General features: G+C 70.3%; 17 protein-coding genes and 2 pseudogenes. 10 read left to right on the top strand and 9 right to left on the bottom strand.

Annotated features, from left to right (window positions below; translation table 11 throughout):
* The first annotated feature begins 18 nt into the window (after window positions 1–18).
* From R2J75_RS18490 to R2J75_RS18480, 3 genes are read left to right on the top strand one after another with little or no spacing between them, the layout of a single operon-like run.
* Window positions 19–1,245: an ABC transporter permease gene (locus R2J75_RS18490; RefSeq protein ID WP_243335569.1), complete on the top strand. Its 1,227-nt coding sequence runs from the start codon at window positions 19–21 to the stop codon at window positions 1,243–1,245.
* Complete coding sequence (locus tag R2J75_RS18485) at window positions 1,238–2,464, top strand: MFS transporter (protein WP_243335571.1); 1,227 nt, start codon at window positions 1,238–1,240, stop codon at window positions 2,462–2,464. Before R2J75_RS18490 ends, R2J75_RS18485 begins: the two co-directional genes overlap by 8 nt.
* Before the next feature lie 37 nt (window positions 2,465–2,501).
* Window positions 2,502–2,840, top strand: coding sequence for a DUF2752 domain-containing protein (locus tag R2J75_RS18480; protein WP_316410767.1), 339 nt, complete (start codon window positions 2,502–2,504; stop codon window positions 2,838–2,840).
* 69 nt (window positions 2,841–2,909) lie between these two features.
* On the opposite strand, the gene tpx is transcribed toward R2J75_RS18480, so the two are convergent.
* Both tpx and R2J75_RS18470 read right to left on the bottom strand, forming a co-directional pair.
* Entirely contained in the window at window positions 2,910–3,407 is a 498-nt protein-coding gene (gene tpx, locus R2J75_RS18475) for a thiol peroxidase (RefSeq protein ID WP_243335575.1), read from the bottom strand.
* A gap of 54 nt (window positions 3,408–3,461) precedes the next feature.
* The gene (locus R2J75_RS18470; protein WP_243335577.1) at window positions 3,462–3,827 is read right to left on the bottom strand and encodes a hypothetical protein; all 366 of its coding nucleotides are present in this window, start codon (window positions 3,825–3,827) and stop codon (window positions 3,462–3,464) included.
* Window positions 3,828–3,970: 143 nt separating this feature from the next.
* Between R2J75_RS18470 and mce the strand changes: the two genes are divergently transcribed.
* Entirely contained in the window at window positions 3,971–4,378 is a 408-nt protein-coding gene (gene mce / locus R2J75_RS18465) for a methylmalonyl-CoA epimerase (RefSeq protein ID WP_243335578.1), read from the top strand.
* Window positions 4,379–4,434: 56 nt separating this feature from the next.
* Here mce and R2J75_RS18460 read toward each other — a convergent pair whose 3' ends face one another.
* Entirely contained in the window at window positions 4,435–5,613 is a 1,179-nt protein-coding gene (locus R2J75_RS18460) for a serine/threonine-protein kinase (RefSeq protein WP_243335579.1), read from the bottom strand.
* 215 nt (window positions 5,614–5,828) lie between these two features.
* Here R2J75_RS18460 and efp point away from each other — a divergent pair, with 215 nt between their 5' ends.
* The 5 genes and pseudogenes from efp to R2J75_RS20025 form a co-directional block, all read left to right on the top strand.
* Complete coding sequence (gene efp / locus R2J75_RS18455) at window positions 5,829–6,404, top strand: elongation factor P (RefSeq protein WP_243335580.1); 576 nt, start codon at window positions 5,829–5,831, stop codon at window positions 6,402–6,404.
* Window positions 6,404–7,495, top strand: a complete 1,092-nt coding sequence (gene rsgA / locus R2J75_RS18450) for a ribosome small subunit-dependent GTPase A (protein ID WP_243335581.1) — start codon at window positions 6,404–6,406, stop codon at window positions 7,493–7,495. Before efp ends, rsgA begins: the two co-directional genes overlap by 1 nt.
* 88 nt (window positions 7,496–7,583) lie before the next feature.
* Window positions 7,584–7,823, top strand: a pseudogene (locus R2J75_RS20030) (transposase); the annotation flags it as partial.
* Window positions 7,823–8,356 (top strand): IS5 family transposase, encoded by a 534-nt coding sequence (locus R2J75_RS18445; protein WP_316410766.1) that lies wholly within the window; start codon window positions 7,823–7,825, stop codon window positions 8,354–8,356. The pseudogene R2J75_RS20030 and the gene R2J75_RS18445, both read left to right, overlap by 1 nt.
* A gap of 136 nt (window positions 8,357–8,492) precedes the next feature.
* Window positions 8,493–8,687 (top strand): annotated as a pseudogene (locus R2J75_RS20025) (GxxExxY protein); the annotation flags it as partial.
* A gap of 255 nt (window positions 8,688–8,942) precedes the next feature.
* Here R2J75_RS20025 and R2J75_RS18440 read toward each other — a convergent pair.
* The 4 genes from R2J75_RS18440 to R2J75_RS18425 are packed head-to-tail and all read right to left on the bottom strand — an operon-like array spanning window position 8,943 to window position 12,830.
* Window positions 8,943–9,701, bottom strand: a complete 759-nt coding sequence (locus R2J75_RS18440) for a YiiX/YebB-like N1pC/P60 family cysteine hydrolase (protein WP_316410765.1) — start codon at window positions 9,699–9,701, stop codon at window positions 8,943–8,945.
* Window positions 9,701–10,504, bottom strand: a complete 804-nt coding sequence (murI, locus tag R2J75_RS18435; protein WP_243332627.1) for a glutamate racemase — start codon at window positions 10,502–10,504, stop codon at window positions 9,701–9,703. Before murI ends, R2J75_RS18440 begins: the two co-directional genes overlap by 1 nt.
* On the bottom strand, window positions 10,501–11,370 hold the full coding sequence (locus R2J75_RS18430) for a 50S ribosomal protein L11 methyltransferase (protein ID WP_316410763.1): 870 nt from the start codon (window positions 11,368–11,370) through the stop codon (window positions 10,501–10,503). The genes murI and R2J75_RS18430 overlap by 4 nt, the downstream gene beginning before the upstream one ends.
* A 38-nt stretch (window positions 11,371–11,408) precedes the next feature.
* The gene (locus tag R2J75_RS18425) at window positions 11,409–12,830 is read right to left on the bottom strand and encodes a sigma-54 interaction domain-containing protein (RefSeq protein ID WP_243346847.1); all 1,422 of its coding nucleotides are present in this window, start codon (window positions 12,828–12,830) and stop codon (window positions 11,409–11,411) included.
* A 130-nt stretch (window positions 12,831–12,960) separates the two neighbouring features.
* On the opposite strand from R2J75_RS18425, the gene R2J75_RS18420 reads away from it, so the two are divergent.
* The gene (locus R2J75_RS18420; RefSeq protein ID WP_243346849.1) at window positions 12,961–13,611 is read left to right on the top strand and encodes an autotransporter outer membrane beta-barrel domain-containing protein; all 651 of its coding nucleotides are present in this window, start codon (window positions 12,961–12,963) and stop codon (window positions 13,609–13,611) included.
* A 99-nt stretch (window positions 13,612–13,710) separates the two neighbouring features.
* Here R2J75_RS18420 and R2J75_RS18415 read toward each other — a convergent pair whose 3' ends face one another.
* Complete coding sequence (locus R2J75_RS18415) at window positions 13,711–14,022, bottom strand: thiol-disulfide oxidoreductase DCC family protein (RefSeq protein WP_243332635.1); 312 nt, start codon at window positions 14,020–14,022, stop codon at window positions 13,711–13,713.
* Window positions 14,015–15,445: a 2Fe-2S iron-sulfur cluster-binding protein gene (locus tag R2J75_RS18410; RefSeq protein WP_243332636.1), complete on the bottom strand. Its 1,431-nt coding sequence runs from the start codon at window positions 15,443–15,445 to the stop codon at window positions 14,015–14,017. Before R2J75_RS18410 ends, R2J75_RS18415 begins: the two co-directional genes overlap by 8 nt.
* Window positions 15,446–15,496: the final 51 nt, after the last annotated feature.

Raw genomic sequence — 15,496 nt, 5'->3', positions numbered from 1 at the left:
CATCCGGGAGATCCGCCCATGAACATCCTCGACTTCATCAAGCTGGCCTTCTCCTCCATCGTCCGGAACAAGACCCGGGCCTTCCTCACCATGCTGGGGATCATCATCGGCGTGGGCGCCGTCATCGCCATGATCGGCATCGGCCAGGGCTCCAAGAAGGCCTCCATCGAGATCATCCAGAACATGGGCTCGAACATGCTGACCATCTTCAACGGCGGCGGCGGATCCAATTCCCGCATGGGCCCCATGGGCATGGGGTCGGTCCCCATCCTCCTGGAGGACGACGCGGCCCTCATCGAGCGGGAGCTCTCCAACTCGAGCGTGGTGGCTGCGACGCCCCAGGTGCGCGCCAACCGCGCCTGCATCTACCAGAACAACAACGCGGTCACCACCATCCAGGGTTCCGGCGTGCAGTTCCTCCAGATCCGCGGCTGGGAGGTGCTCAGCGGGCGCTTCTTCACGGAGCAGGAGGTCAAGGGCCAGGCCAAGGTCTGCGTGCTGGGGACCACGGTCCGGGACGAGCTCTTCCCCGACGGGGAGGACCCCGTCGGCAAGACCATCCGCATCGCGGCCCTGCCCTTCGAGGTGGTGGGCGTCCTGGAATCCAAGGGCGCCGGCATGATGGGCGACCAGGACGACGTCATCGTCGCCCCCTACAAGACGGTCATGCGGAAGATCATCGGCGTGGACCGCATCCAGAACATCATGGTCAGCGCCCAGGAGGGCAAGGCCGACCTCGCGGAGATGGAGATCACGGCCCTGCTCCGGCAGCGGCTGCGCCTGACCCCCAAGGACGAGAACCCCTTCATGATCCGCAAGCAGGACGACTGGGTGAAGATGCAGGACCAGCAGGCCAGCGTCCTCACCACCTTCCTGGCCATGGCCGCCAGCATCTCCCTCATCGTGGGCGGCATCGGCATCTCCAACATCATGCTGGTCAGCGTCACCGAGCGCACCCGGGAGATCGGCGTGCGCCGGGCCCTGGGGGCCACCCGCCACAGCGTGCTGATGCAGTTCCTCACCGAGGCCGTGGTCCTGTCCATCCTCGGCGGCCTGATCGGCGTCGGCCTGGCCTACCTCATCATCTGGATCCTCAAATACTTCGCGGTGCTGCCAGCCGTGGCCGAGCCCTGGGCCGTGGCCCTGGGCCTCGGATTCTCCGGCGTGGTGGGCATCATTGCGGGCTTCCTGCCCGCGCTGAAAGCGGCGAAGCTGGACGTCATCGACGCCCTGCGCTATGAGTGACGACCGCCACGATCCCTACCAGGCCCTGAGGTTTCCCGAGTTCCGCTGGTTCCTGGCGGGCGTGGTGACCCTGACCATGGGGACCCAGATCCAGACCCTCGTCATGGGCTGGCAGGTCTACCACATCACCCACGACCCGCTGAGCCTGGGCCTCATCGGCCTGTCCGAGGCGATCCCCTTCCTGACCCTGGCCCTCTTCGGCGGCTGGATGGCGGACCGCGAGGACCGCCGCACCATCGGCCTGCTGACCACGAGCCTGCTCCTCCTCGGGGGCGGCTCCCTCCTGGTCCTGAACGCCCGGGGGCTGGTGGACTCGGCCTGGCCCTTCTACGCCATCCAGGCCTTCGCCGGGGTCGCGCGGGCCTTCAACCGCCCCGCGACCCTCGCCCTGTCCACGGAGCTCGTCCCCCGCGAGGCCTACCAGAACGGGACCACGTGGCGCAGCTCCTCCATGCAGATGGCCCAGATCACCGGGCCGGCCCTGGGGGGCCTGCTCTACGGCTTCGGGAGCGCGGTCATCGCGTACTCCGCCGAAGTGGTCCTGATGGCCTTCGCCTTCTTCGCCCTGCTCCACATCCGCCCCCGGCCCCGGCAGGGCACCCAGGGGCCCGTCCTGAAGAGCCTCACGGAGGGGGTGGTCTTCGTGTTCACGCGCCGGGTCATCCTGGGCGCCCTGTCCCTGGACCTCTTCGCGGTGCTCTTCGGCGGGGGCGTGGCCATGCTGCCCGTCTTCGCCGCGGACATCCTGCGGGTGGGCCCCCAGGGGCTGGGCGTGCTCCGGGCCGCGCCCGCGGTGGGCTCGGTGGCCATGGGCCTGTGGCTGGCCCACCACCCCCCGCGCAAGCGGGCCGGATGGGTGCTCCTGGCCTGCGTGGCCGGGTTCGGGCTCTGCTGGGCGGCCTTCGCCCTGACGCCCTGGTTCGTGCCGGCCCTCCTCCTGCTCTTCGCCAGCGGCTGCATGGACGCGGTAAGCATGGTCCTCCGGGGGACCCTCGTCCAGATGTCCACCCCGCCGGAGATGATGGGGCGGGTTCAGGCGGTCAACGGCTTCTTCATCGGCTCCAGCAACGAGGTGGGCAGCTTCGAGTCGGGCGTCGCGGCCCGGCTCCTGGGGGTCGTGCCCTCCGTGGTCTTCGGCGGGCTCATGACGCTGGGCGTGGTGGGCGTCATCGGGTGGCGGGTCCCCGAACTGCGACGGCTGAAGCGGATCACGGGCTGAGCTTGATCCCCGCGGGCCCGCGGGGGAGCATGGGAAGGTGCGCCACCGGACCCCGCTCATCGCCGCCGCGGCCTTCCTGGGCCTGGGCCTGGCCGCGGCCCTCCAGGCCTGGACGGGCCTGGGCGGCTGCGCCTTCCGGGAACTGACCGGCCGGCCCTGTCCCACCTGCGGCGGCAGCCGCGCCGCCCTGGCCCTGCTCACCGGCCACCCCCTGGCGGCCCTGGCCTGGAACCCGCTGGCCGTGCTGGCCCCGCCCGTCCTTCTCCTCCTGGCGGCCTGCCGGCGCCGCCTGGACGGAGTCCCCCGCCGCGTTTGGATCCTCGGCGGCGTCGCCACGGTCCTCGCCAACTGGCTCTACCTCCTGGTCCGCGGCTGACCACCGTCCGGCCCCCGCGGCGCGCCTGGGGGGCGCGCCGCGGGGGCCTGCCAGGGCGAGGTCCGCTGTCTACAGGACGGCCAGGGCCTTGGTGTAGTCGGGCTCCTGGGCGATCTCGGGCACCAGCTCGGTGTGGAGGACCTTGCCGGCCTCGTCCAGGACCACCACGGAGCGGGCCAGCAGGCCGCGCAGGGGGCCGTCCACGAGCGTGACGCCGTAGGCCTGGCCGAACTCGGGGCTCCGGAAGGCGCTCGCGGGCACGACGTTGTCGAGGCCCTCGGCGGCGCAGAAGCGGCCCGCCGCGAAGGGCAGGTCTTCGGAGACGCAGAGCACGACGGTGTTGGGCAGGGCGGAGGCCTTGGCGTTGAAGGTGCGGACCGAGGTGGCGCAGGTGGGCGTGTCGATGCTGGGGAAGATGTTCAGCACCACCCGCTGGCCCTTGAGGTCGGCCAGGGTCGCGTCGGAGAGGTCCTTGCGGGTGAGGGTGAACGCGGGGGCGGGGGCGCCGACCCGGGGCAGCTCGCCGGACGTGTGGATGGGATTGCCTTTGAGGGTCACTTGGGCCATGGTCGACTCCTTGGGGCTCCTGGGAGCCCAGGTGAGGCATTCTAGCACGTTTTTTTAATAACCCCACCCGATGGGGTAAGTCTTCTGGACCACGTTGCCCCCGGCCATGACGGTGTTGGCGTCCATCCAGGCCGGGGCCGGGATTTCGCTGGGCAGGGGCAGCCGGGGCCGGAAGAGCTTCAGGTTCCCGTCGAAGACCTTGATCCCGGCGGCGAGGGTGGGGAGGGGAAGCCCGGCCTCGCCCTCCACGACCACCACCGCCTGGCCCACTTCCTTGAGCGACCAGCGGACGTAGTCGGCGACCCCCGCCCCCTGGGCCAGGGGCTTGATCAGGCCCTTCACGGGCGGCGGGGTCGGGCCGGGGGAGGGGGCGGCTGACGCGTCGGGCACGAGGGCGAGAGCGAGGACCAGGGGCAGCATGCCCCTAGCATGCCGCAGGCCGCCGGGTGGGTTCCCGGTCCCCGCCCAACGGTGGGCCGGGACCGCCCAATGCGGCTTCCGGTCCGCCGGGGATGCCACCTGTCACAGGGGGAGGCGCCTACACTGGGGGCAGGAGATCCGTCATGAAGCTGCTGCGCGTCAATCACCTGGGCATCGCCTCCCCCGCCTTGGCCGAGGCCATGGACCGCATGGACCGCCTCTTCGGCATGGCCGCCGACCACGTGGAGGAGGTCCCCGACCAGCGGGTCCGCACCGCCTTCTTCCCCGTGGGGCCCAGCACCCTGGAATTCCTGGAGTCCACGGATCCCGAGGGCCCCGTGGGCAAGTTCCTGGAGAAGAAGGGGCCCGGCATCCACCACATCGCCTTCGAGGTGGACGACGTCGACGCCGCCGTGCAGGAACTGCTGGCCAAGGGCGTCCGGATGATCGACAAGGCCCCCCGGGCCGGGGCGCACGGGTGCCGCATCGCCTTCATCCACCCGGCCGAGACCGGCGGCGTCCTCATGGAGCTCTGCCAGTCGCCCCATTAGGCTGGCGGCGGCGTCCGCGGGCCGGGGGGGCGCGGCTCCCCCGGCCCGGAGGCGCGCTACCGGGGCGCGGCGTTGATGTTCGCCTGGAGGAAGCTCCAGGCCCACCAGCAGAGCTGCCCCGCCACCAGGATGGCGATGAACCACTTGACCAAGGTCCAGGCGGTAAGGCTGGACTGGGGCTTCCGGCGCTTGCGGGCCTCCTCCCAGCCCGGGGGGCGGGTGGCGGTCGGCGAGGCGGTCTCCAGCTCGATCTTCACGGGGCTCGGCTGGGTGTAGGAAGGGACGGGACGCGCGGGGGTCGCCCGGGCCCCGGGGAGGGTGTGGCTGCCGGACCAGCCCGAGGAACTGGCCCCGGCGGGGGGCTCGGGGGTCGGGACGCCGGGCCGCAGGCGCCGGAGCGGCACGATGTCCCCGGCGTGGTCGTCGTGGCGGAAGAGCTCGTCCACGCGCTGGCGGGCCACGGGATCCAGGGGATGGGCGTCCACCAGGGGGAGGAGGAAGTCCATCAGGGTGGCCTGGCGCTCGTCGGGATCCTGGGCCAGGGCCTGGCGGAAGACCTTGGCGATGTCCCCGGACATGCCGGCGGGGAAGACGGGGGGTTCGGTGAGGATGTGGGTGATGACCGCCGCCACGTTGCCGCCGGGGTGGGGCAGCTGGCCGGTGAGGAGCTCGAAGGCCGTGACGGCGAAGGCGTAGCGGTCCGAGGCGGGGGTGGGGTCGCCGCCGCGGAGGAGCTCGGGGGCGCTGTAGGCGGGGGAGCCCAGGAACTCGCCGGCGTTGGTGAGCCGGGGGGCCATGGTCTTGGCGATGCCGAAGTCCATCAGCTTCACCCGGCCGTCCTCGGCGACGAGGATGTTGTCGGGCTTGACGTCCCGGTGGACGATGGCGTTCCGGTGCGCCGCGCGCAGGGCGCGCATGGTCTGGATGAGGATGCCGAAGCGGGTCTCCAGGTCCAGGCTGGCGTCCCGGATGAACCGGCCCAGGCTGTTGCCCTCCACGTACTCCATGGCGATGAAAGGGCCGATGCTGGGCTCCTCGCCCACGTCGTAGACCGTCACGATGTTGGGGTGGTTCAGCTGGGCCGAGATCTCGGCCTCCCGCTTGAACCGCTCCAGGGCCTGGTCCCGCTCCTCGCCGGTCGCGCGGACCACCTTGATGGCCAGCCGCCGCTTCAGGAGGGGGTCCTCCGCCAGGTAGACGACCCCCATGGCGCCTTGGCCGATGGCGCGCTTCACGGCATACCTGCCGATGGTCCTGGGAGTTTCCGCCATAATCTGGGGCCCTGGCCCCCATCATAACGATGGTGACGGATATTTCCCATCTTCTTCCGTGGGCGATTCTTGGGGGGGAGCGGACGATCGGGGATCATGGCACCATGGACCCTGGGGCCCGCCAGAACCGCCCGACCGTTCCGGCCGGCTCTGTGGGAAACTGTTGCACCGAGGAATCCATGGCCGCACTTATCGAAGCGATCTCCATCAAGCGAAAGATGTTCTTCGAATTCGAAGACACCCCCTTCCACTGCCTCGACGCGGAGGTCAGCACCCCCACCGCCCGGGGCGGCCAGACCCTGGTCCGGCTCAAGATGCGCAACCTGATCACCCGCGCCGTCTTCGACAAGACCTTCAAGGCCGGGGACAAGTTCAAGGAGCCGGATCTCGTCATGGTCCAGGCCTCCTACCTCTACTCGGACGGCGACGGGTCCCACTTCATGGACCAGGAGAGCTACGAGACCCTCACCCTCGACGGCGAGATGGTGGGCGACGCCCTCGACTTCCTGGTGGAGGGGGCCATCATCCAGATCCAGAAGTTCAACGGCAACCCCATCGGGCTCCAGCTCCCCACCCACGTGGAGCTCGAGGTCACCTACACCGAGCCCGGCGCCCGCGGCGACACGGCCAGCGGCAACGTCACCAAGCCCGCCAAGCTCGAGACCGGCATCGAGATCCGCGTGCCGCTCTTCATCAAGGAGGGCGAGAAGGTGAAGGTGTCCACCGAGACGCGGGAGTTCGCGGGGCGGGCCTGATGGTCCGGAAGTTCCGCCTCGGGCAGAGCCGGGACGCCCACGAGCTGGACGCCCCGGACGCCTACGCCCGGGAGGGCCGGGCCCAGAGCAAGCGCCGCCAGCAGACGGCGGAGAAGCTCGCCACCGAGGCGGAAGTCCACGATTCCGAATCCATGCTGCTCCTGCCGGACGCGTCCCCCTGGGCCCACCTGCAGGAGGCGACCCTCGTGTGCCGCCACAGCCAGATCGTGGACCTGGAGCTGGAGGGGCGGGTCCCCCTGCGGGCCACCCTCGCGGGCAAGCTCAAGGGGGTGAAGCTCGTGGTGGGCGACCGGGTCCGGTTCTCCCCCGTGCCGGTGGAGGCGGCCGACCCCGGCCTGCCCCAGGCCCAGGTGGTCGCGGTCCTGCCCCGGCGGACCCTCCTGAAGCGGGGGGGCATCGACGACCGGGAGCCCTGGCAGCTCATCTGCGCCAACGCCGACGAGCTGTGGGCCTGCGCGGCCGTGGTGGATCCGCCCCTGCGCCCCGGCCTCCTGGAGCGCGCCCAGACCCTGGCCCTGGCCGCGGGCATGGGCTTCCGGGTGATCGTCACGAAGCGCGACCGGGCCTCGGTCCGGGACACCCTTCCGGAACTGGACCCCCTGCGGGCCCAGGGGCTCCCCATCCTGGAGACCAGCGTGAAGACGGGACAGGGCCTGGACGCCTTCCGGGACCTGCTGCGGGGGCGGTCGGTGGTCCTGGTGGGCCACAGCGGCGTGGGGAAGAGTTCCCTGGTGAACGCCGTCGCGCCCGACCACAACCTCCGCACCGGCGACGTGAGCCGCTACGGCACCGGGCGCCAGACGACGACGAGCGCCCGCTGGCTGCCGGCGGGACCGGACGCCACCCTCATCGACACCCCGGGCATCCGGACCCTCAGCGTGCGCGGCTTCCCCCGGACGCTGCTGCCCACGGTCTTCCCCGAGTTCCCGGCCGAGTGGATCGAGGATCCCATGGCCCTGGACCCGGAGGACGAGGCCCTCGGCCTCGACTACCCCGAGCGCCTCCAGAGCCTCCAGCGCCTGTGGGCCGAGATGGAGGAGCGCAACCCCAACCAGAACGTGCACCGCTAGGCTGTGTTCGGAATCTATAGATTAGATAAATAGTTAACTTGTACTCATACGTAAAGGCTCGTACACCACGAATTTTCCTGGGGTAACGATGCCGAGAAGTTTCCTGACCGATGCCATGTGGGCAAAGCTTGAACCGCTCCTTCCGCCAGAGCGTGGAGGGATGGGGCGATCCCGTCACCCCAACCGTCCCATGGTGGAGGCGATCCTGTGGAGGCACAGGACTGGGGCGCCGTGGAGGGACCTTGCCCCGTGGAGGGACCTGCCGGAGGAATTTGGACCTTGGACAAGCGTGTACACGCGATTTGAGGCCTGGACCAAGCGCGGCGTGTGGCAAAGGATCCTGGAGTTCCTGCGCAAGGAAGCCGACCTGGAGTGGGTCATGCTGGATGGCACCATCCTTCGCGCTCATCAACCTTCAGCAGGCAAAAGGGGGGGCTCTGGAACCAGGCGCTCGGACGATCTCGGGGTGGATGCTCGACCAAGATCCATTTGATCTGCGATGCCCACGGTAATCCTTTGGATTTCCTGGTCACTCCGGGGCAAGCCCATGAAAGCCGGTCTGCTGAAGGATTGCTGTGCGGTTGGCAGGCAGAGTACGTGTTCGGAGATCGGGCCTACGATGGGAACCCGGTATGGAAGGCGATCGAGGCCATGGGTGCGACAGCCGTCATCCCACCTCATCCCCGGCGCAAGAATCCGGCGGCCTGGGACTCACACCTATACAAGGCCCGCCATGCCATCGAGCATGGGTTCGCCAAGCTCAAACAGTTCAGGGCGCTGGCCACCAGGTTCGACAAAACGGCGCGAAGTTTCTCAGCCCAGGTGGCTTTGGCCTGCATCGTGATCTGGCTGAGGCTATGAGCGGAGGGTGACAAGCGTTCCGGATCCTCATTGATCCTATGAAACGCGGAGGCGCGGAGGATCTCGCAGAGGGTCGCGGAGGAAAGCGCTCCTGGAACCTGCCACCTCCCAATGACACGTCCCAACGGGAGGCGTGATGGGAAGGCATTGGGGAGAGGTCGACGGGGAGGATCATCCGCACAAGGAGATCACCCAGGCCATCATCGGGGAGGCCATCGAGATCCAGAAGGCTCTGGGGCACGGACTCCTGGAAGATCCCTACAAGGTCTGTCTGGCGCACTCCCTGAGACTGGCCGGCCATAAGGTGAAGCGGGAGGTTTTCCTGGATATCGAGTGGAGGGGGCTTGTGGGCTTGATCCTTTCTCCGCGAGCCTCAGCGAGATCCTCCGCGCCTCCGCGCTCCAATAGGATGCTGCGAATGCGCGGCGCCATCAGGCACTGCAGCACAGACTCACTATTCCAGCTCCTCCATGCTCCGGCACGGATGGGTATTAGCCATTACTATCCTAGATTACGGACACACCCTGGCGCAGCGTCCGCAAAGCGTCCGGGACACGGGCGATTGCTTGGCCACCCTCCTGGTGGGCTAGTCCCAGGGCACGGGCGCCGCGAAGGCCGGGGCGGGGGGCAGGATCTTGAGGATCTGGAAGCTGGCCGAGAGGTCGAAATCCCGGGGCATGATGTAGCTGGGGTGGCGCACGGCGAAGGAGCCGCCCCGGGCGGTGCGGGCCACCGGGGGCTGGACCGCGAGGCCGGCCCGGTAGAAGGCCTTGGCGATGAGGGCCGAGCAGATCACCTCCCGGCTGGTGGAGCTGCCCAGGTAAAGGCTGCGGGGGCGGAACCGCCGCGGCAGGAGGTGGAAGGGCAGCAGGTAGCGCGCCAGGTCCAGGATGTTGCGCTGGTCGTAGCGCACGCCGAGGTGGTCGAAGAGCTCGGCCATCACCCGGTCCAGGCTCCCCGGGCGCAGGCCCTGGGGCCGGCAGATGCGCAGGTTGCTCTCCAGGTACTTGGAGAGGGGGACGACGACGACCCCCTCCTTGAGGTCGCTCTCGACGATGAGGTGGGCGGCCTCGCTGCCGTAGCGCTCCAGGGCCCGTTCCGCGTGGGGGCCGCCCCACCGCAGGAGGGCGTCGCCCACGTAGATCGCCGCGTGGCTCCAGCTGCTCTGGGTGAGGTACTTGATGACCTGGCTGATGCGGGTGTCCCCTTCCACGAGGACCACGTCCCCCGGCCTCAGGCGCTCCTTGAGCAGGGCCAGGTCGTTGGGGATGCGCCGCTGGTAGCCGGGGACCTGGGCGGTGAGGTACGCCACCATCGCTTCGGTGAGGGCGTCGTGGAGGAACATCAGAGCTCCACCAGCTCCACCGTCTCGAGGGGCTCGCCCAGGAAGCGCGCGCCGATCTCCTGGAGCCGCGTTCCCGCGTCGGTGAGGAGGATGCGCAGGTCCCCGCGGGCGCTGCCCGTGCGGAAGCCCAGGGAGCCCCGCAGGATGTCCTCCACCGCCTGGGCCGCGAGCTCGCCGCTGTCCAGCCACGTGGTTCCGGGCCGCGTGCGGGCCAGGCTCGGCATCAGGATCGGGTAGTGGGTGCAGCCCAGGACGATGGTGCGCACCTCGAAGGGGATCTGGTTCAGGTACCGGCGGCAGATGGCGTCGGTGATGGGATCGTCCAGCCAGCCCTCCTCCGCGAAGCTCACCAGGAGCGGGCAGGCGAGGCTGTGGATGAGGGCGCCCGGGTTCCGCCGCCGGATGGCGTCCTCGTAGGCGCCGCTCTGCACCGTGGCCAGCGTCCCCATGATCCCCACGGGGCCCTTCGCGGCGGCGGCCGCCTCGGCGCCGGGCTCGATGACCCCGATGACGGGGCAGGGGGCCGCCGCCTGCAGGGCCGCGAGGCCGTGGGCGGAGGCCGTGTTGCAGGCGATGACCATGAGCTTGGGGTCGTGCCGCCCCAGGATCTGGCCGGCCTGCAGGGCGTAGCGCTCGATGGTGGCGTGGGACTTGTTGCCGTAGGGCACCCGGGCCGTGTCGCCGAGGTAGACGATGCGCTCCCCGGGGAGCAGGCGCCGCAGCGCGCGCACCACCGTGAGGCCCCCGATGCCGGAGTCGAAGACGCCGATGGGCTGCTCCGCCCGGCCGGGGCCCCGGCTCACGCCGTCCGCTCCGCGAGGATGGCGATCCAGGCCCCTTCCTGGACGACCCGCAGAGGCCGGAAGCCGTAGGCCACCAGGCTGATGAGGGCCTCGTCCTGGCGCTCGGCGAGGATGCCCGAGGCCACCAGCCTGCCCCCGGGCGCGGTGATGTCGGCCATGCGGGGCAGCAGCATCTGGATGGTCTCCAGGAGGATGTTGGCGAGGACCGTGCACCAGGGCCCGTCGGCGCGGGGGTCGTCCAGGAGGCCCACGAAGTGCGCGTAGGGCCGCGCCCCGCCCAGGACGCCCTGGTTCAGCTCGATGAACTCCTCCATGGCCGGGCCGCAGTCCGGGTCGTTGTCCAGGGCGGTGATCCGCCGGGCGCCGCAGAGCCACGCCGCGAGGGAGAGGATCCCGGTGCCCGCGCCGATGTCGAGGACGGGGTCCTGCAGGCGGCCCTCGTCCCGCAGGTCCTCCAGGAGGGCCATGCAGAGGCGGGTGGTCTCGTGGCCGCCGGTGCCGAAGGCCAGGCCGGGATTGACGACGACCGGGGTGCGGCCGCCGGGGGCCTCGCCGCGCGCCCACAGGGGCTGGATGTGGAAGCCCCGGCCCACCTCGAGGGATCCGAAGCCCTCGCGGCTCCTGGCCAGCCAGTCCTCGTCCTCGAAGCGCTCCTCCCGGGCCAGGGCGACCCCGGGGAAGGCCGCGAGCCCGGCGGGATCGGGGGGCGTCAGGCCCGGGGGGAAATAGGCATAGAAGGTCCGGGCGCCGTCGGCCTCGCGGTAGGTCGCGGTCGCGCCGCGCTCGGTGAGCCAGTCGCCCAGGGAGTCCTCCGCGGCCTCCGGAACCACGAGCAGCCATCGGGTGTGGAGGGGTACGTTCGCCATGCCTCCAGCCTACCAGATGGCATGGGGGCCTGGCCGGCTCAGCCCTCGGCGCCCTCGGGGGCGGGGTCCTCCAGGTCCAGGCGCTTCATCTTCTCGAGGAAGGTGGTCCGCTTCAGGCCCAGGAGTTCGGCGGCGCGCTTCTTGTTGCCCCGGGTCACCTGGAGGCTCTGGAGCATGAGCTTCTTCTCCATGTCCGAGACCACCTGGTTGAGATCCACCCCTTCGGCGGGCAGGTCCAGGGAGGGGACGGACGGAACGGCGGCCGCCAGGGAGAAGCTCTCCACCGGGGGCAGCTCCTGGACGATGCGGGGCCCCTCGGGGAGACGCTCCGTGAGGAAGGTGAAATCCTCCCGGGTGAGCACGGGCCGGGCCGCGGACAGGACGATGGCGCGCTCGATGGCGTTCTCCAGCTGGCGCACGTTGCCGTTCCAGGGCAGGGCCATCAGCAGCGAATCCACGCTGGGGTGCAGGGCCTTGGGGTAGAGGCCGTGTTCCCGGGCCTTGCGATTGAGGAAGTGCTGGGCGAGGAAGGGGATCTCCTCCCGGCGCGTCCGGAGGGGGGGCAGGGTGATGGGCACGACTTCCAGGCGGTAGAAGAGGTCCTCCCGGAAATGGCCCTCCTGCACCCGCTGCCAGAGATCCTGGTTCGTGGCGGCGATGACGCGCACGTCCACCTTGACGGGGCCGCCGCCGCCCAGGGGCTGGACCTCGCGCTCCTGGAGGACCCGCAGCAGGCGCACCTGGGCGCCCATGGGCATGGTGCTCACCTCGTCCAGGAAGATGGTGCCCCCCGAGGCCTCGCGGAACTTGCCGGGGGCGTCCTTGCGGGCGTCGGTGAAGGCGCCCTTGGTGAAGCCGAAGAGCTCCGATTCGATGAGGTTGTCGGGGATGGCGCCGCAGTGGACCGGCACGAAGGGCTGGTCGGCCTGGCCGCTCATGGCGTGGATGGCCCGGGCGATGATCTCCTTGCCCGTGCCGCTCTCGCCCTGGAGCAGCACCGTGGCCCGGGTGGCGCTGGCGGCGCGGGCCTTGCCGAGCACGTCCTGCATGGCGGGCCCGATGCCCACCAGGCCCAGGGCCAGGGCCTGGGTGACGGACAGACTGGGCGAAGGCTGGACGGCGGGCCGGAGCCCCGGCTGGGGCGGGTCATCCTGGAGGAGGCCCCACCGGACTGAACCCAGGGCGCTCCACTGGGCGAGCACGGCGGGCGGCAGGGGCGCGGCGGCCGGATCCAGCACCAGGAGGATGGGCAGCGACCCCACTTCCGCGGCGGCCCGCACGAGGGCCGGGGGCGGTTCCGGGGCGCCGGCGGAGATCACCCAGAGGTCCGTGTCCCGCGGCGGGACAGCGGGTTGGCCGCTGCGATCCACCGTGAGATCCCATACGCCGGCCCAGCGATGCTCGAGCCCAAGGGTGGGCTCGCCGAGGGTGGACCAATGCAGACGGAGGAGGGAGGGCATCAAGGGTTTCGTAGTTGTAAATAGGCTAGATCCTCCGTTGCAAGGGTCAAGTCAAAAACATGACACATGGCGGGATTCCTTTTCCGGGAGGCCGCCCCGGGGCATCCTGGAGGCTGATCCGGAGGTCCCCATGCGCATGCGCCCCACCCTCGCCCTGGCCGCCCTGGCCCTGCCCCTGTCCGCCCAGGCCTGGGATGTCCGGCTGGAAGTGCCCATGCCCCAGGGCCAGAACCTGCCCGATACCCTGATCCAGGGCACCTCCCAGCTCATCAGCCAGAAGCGCCTGGACACCGGCCGGGGCTTCATCCTGACGGCCAGCCATCGCATCATCCGGGTGGGGCCCGTGCTCAAGTTCGAGTGGGGGGCCGAGTTCGCCAGCTGGCAGGCCGACGGCGTCGTCGCCAACGGCGCCGTGACCGCCGACAGCCGCCTCAAGCAGGTGGGGTTGGGCCTGGGCGTGAACGCCCAGTTCTGGGTGCCCTTCACCGGCCTGGCCGGGGAGATCGGCGCCATCGAGCGCTTCCAGTCCTACAAGCTGGACGTGGGCGGCGCCCGCCAGGACAAGGACATCGCCCGCCCGTGGCTCCGGGTGGCCCTCCGGTACAGCCTCCCCCTGCCCGTCGTGAACCCCTACCTCACCGCCAGCTACCAGCAGCCCATCACCAAGGACCGCCCCGTGAAGGTCTCCAGCGTCTCCGACCTGGGGTCCCTGCTCAGCGCCCAGGGCTCCGGGCAGGAATTCGAGCGCATGTGGACCTTCGGCGTGGGAATCGCGTTCTGATCCGCCCCGTCCCAGCTGATTTTGGGCCGGGGATGCGCGGGGAGGCCTGGGAGGGGGGCGGGAACCCCCCGGGTCCGCCCCGCCGTGCTGGCGGCCCCGCTATCGGGCGACCACCCGGAAGACGAGCCCGGCCAGGCCGAGGGCGGCCAGGACACGCCACCCGGGGAGGCGGGCCAGGATGGGGCCCATGACCCGGGGGCCGGCCTCCACCTGGCGGGTGCCCGTGTCGAGGACGAGGAGCAGCCCGGGCGCGACCCGGCCGGCCAGCTCGGGGGCCACCCGGGCCACCTCGCCGTTCTGGCTGGGGAAGGGCACCACGAGGCCTTCCCGGTCACGCCGGGCGACCCAGTCCGCCAGGCGGCGGCAGCGGGCATCCTCGGCGTCGTAGACCAGGACGAGGGGACTAGGCATGCGCGGCTTGGGTCGCCGCGGCCAGCTCCTTCGCCCAGGCGGCCACGGTCTTCACGCCCTTGGGGGCCTGGAGGGCCTTCTGGTAGCGCTTGAGGACGCCCTCGTGGTCGATGACGAAGTCGGCCTCCTCGAGGAAGGTGGTCACCGGCAGGGTCGCCGTGGCGAGGCCGCTGAGCTCGCCGGGGATCGGCTCGAGGACCAGGCTGAAGGGCGCGGCCTCGACGATCTCCCGCAGTTTCGCCGCCTCGGCCCGGCTGGAGAAGGCCTCGTCGTGGAGCAGGATCACCGACCGGACCTCGCCGCCCTTCACCTTGGCGAGGAGCTCGTCCAGGTGCCCGAAGCGGTAGCCGCGCTCGGAGAAGCCCCGGCGGTTCAGGACCCCGTCGCTGCTGAGCTGGAGGGCGGGGAACTGGATCTGGACCACCCGGTCGCCGCTGCCGTAGCGCAGCTCGGGGGCGGAGGCCAGGTCGCCGAGGCGCTGGGCCGAATCGCAGCCGAAGGTGCCCTGGCCCACCACGGCCGTGGCGCCCTCGCGGAGCGCGGCCGCGACGGCCTCGACGGAGGCCGGGGCCCCCCGGAGCACCGGGGTGGCGACGCGGACGGCGGGGTCGAGGTCGTACCGGTGCCAGGCCAGGCGCTCCTCGTCGAACATGTAGTGGGTGCTGACCTGGGTGCCCTGGGGCCGGGGCCGGAAGCGCCACACCCGGTTCTTGTCCACGTCCGCCCACATGGGGTTGGCCATGGGGCTGTGGCGGTTGATGGTGGGCACGGGCTTGAGGTACCAGACGCGCTTGTTGAAGCGGAAGTCCCGGCTCGTGAGGGCCCCCACGGGGCACAGGTCCACGACGTTCCCGGCCAGGGGGTTCTCGTCCATGCTGCGGCCGGCGTACGTGGTCACCTCGAGGTTGGAGCCGCGGTTGGCCACCGTGAGCTCGTAGGTGCCCGAGATCTCCTTGGTGAAGCGCACGCAGCGGGTGCAGTGGATGCACCGGTTCTTGTCGATGACGATCTTGGCGCCCAGGTCCTCGTAGCGGTAGCGCCGCTTGGGCTCCACCATGCGGCTGTCGTCCTGGCCGTACTGGTAGCTGTAGTCCTGGAGCTTGCACTCCCCGGCCTGGTCGCAGATGGGGCAGTCCAGGGGGTGGTTGATGAGGAGGAACTCCATGACGCCCGCTCGCCCGTCTTTGACGGCCGGGGACTCGGTGAACACCTCCTGGCCGTCCGCGGCCAGGGTGGTGCAGCTGGTCGCCAGCTTGGGCTGGCCCTTGATCTCCACCACGCACATGCGGCAGGTCGCCACCGGGGTGAGGGTCGGATGGTAGCAGTAGCTCGGCACCGGGAACCCGGCCTGGGCGCAGGCGTCCAGGAGGAGCGTTCCGGGCTCCACCTTCACTTCGACATCGTTGATCTTCAGCGTTGGCATGGTTCTTCCTGCTTCACGGCCTTTAGCATGAGGCATCCGGGCTTTTTGGAC

The sequence above is a fragment of the Mesoterricola sediminis genome (assembly GCF_030295425.1).
Lineage (GTDB): Bacteria > Acidobacteriota > Holophagae > Holophagales > Holophagaceae > Mesoterricola > Mesoterricola sediminis.
The sequence above is the reverse complement of the archived record's forward strand: the minus strand, read 5'-3'. Positions and strand labels throughout refer to the sequence as shown.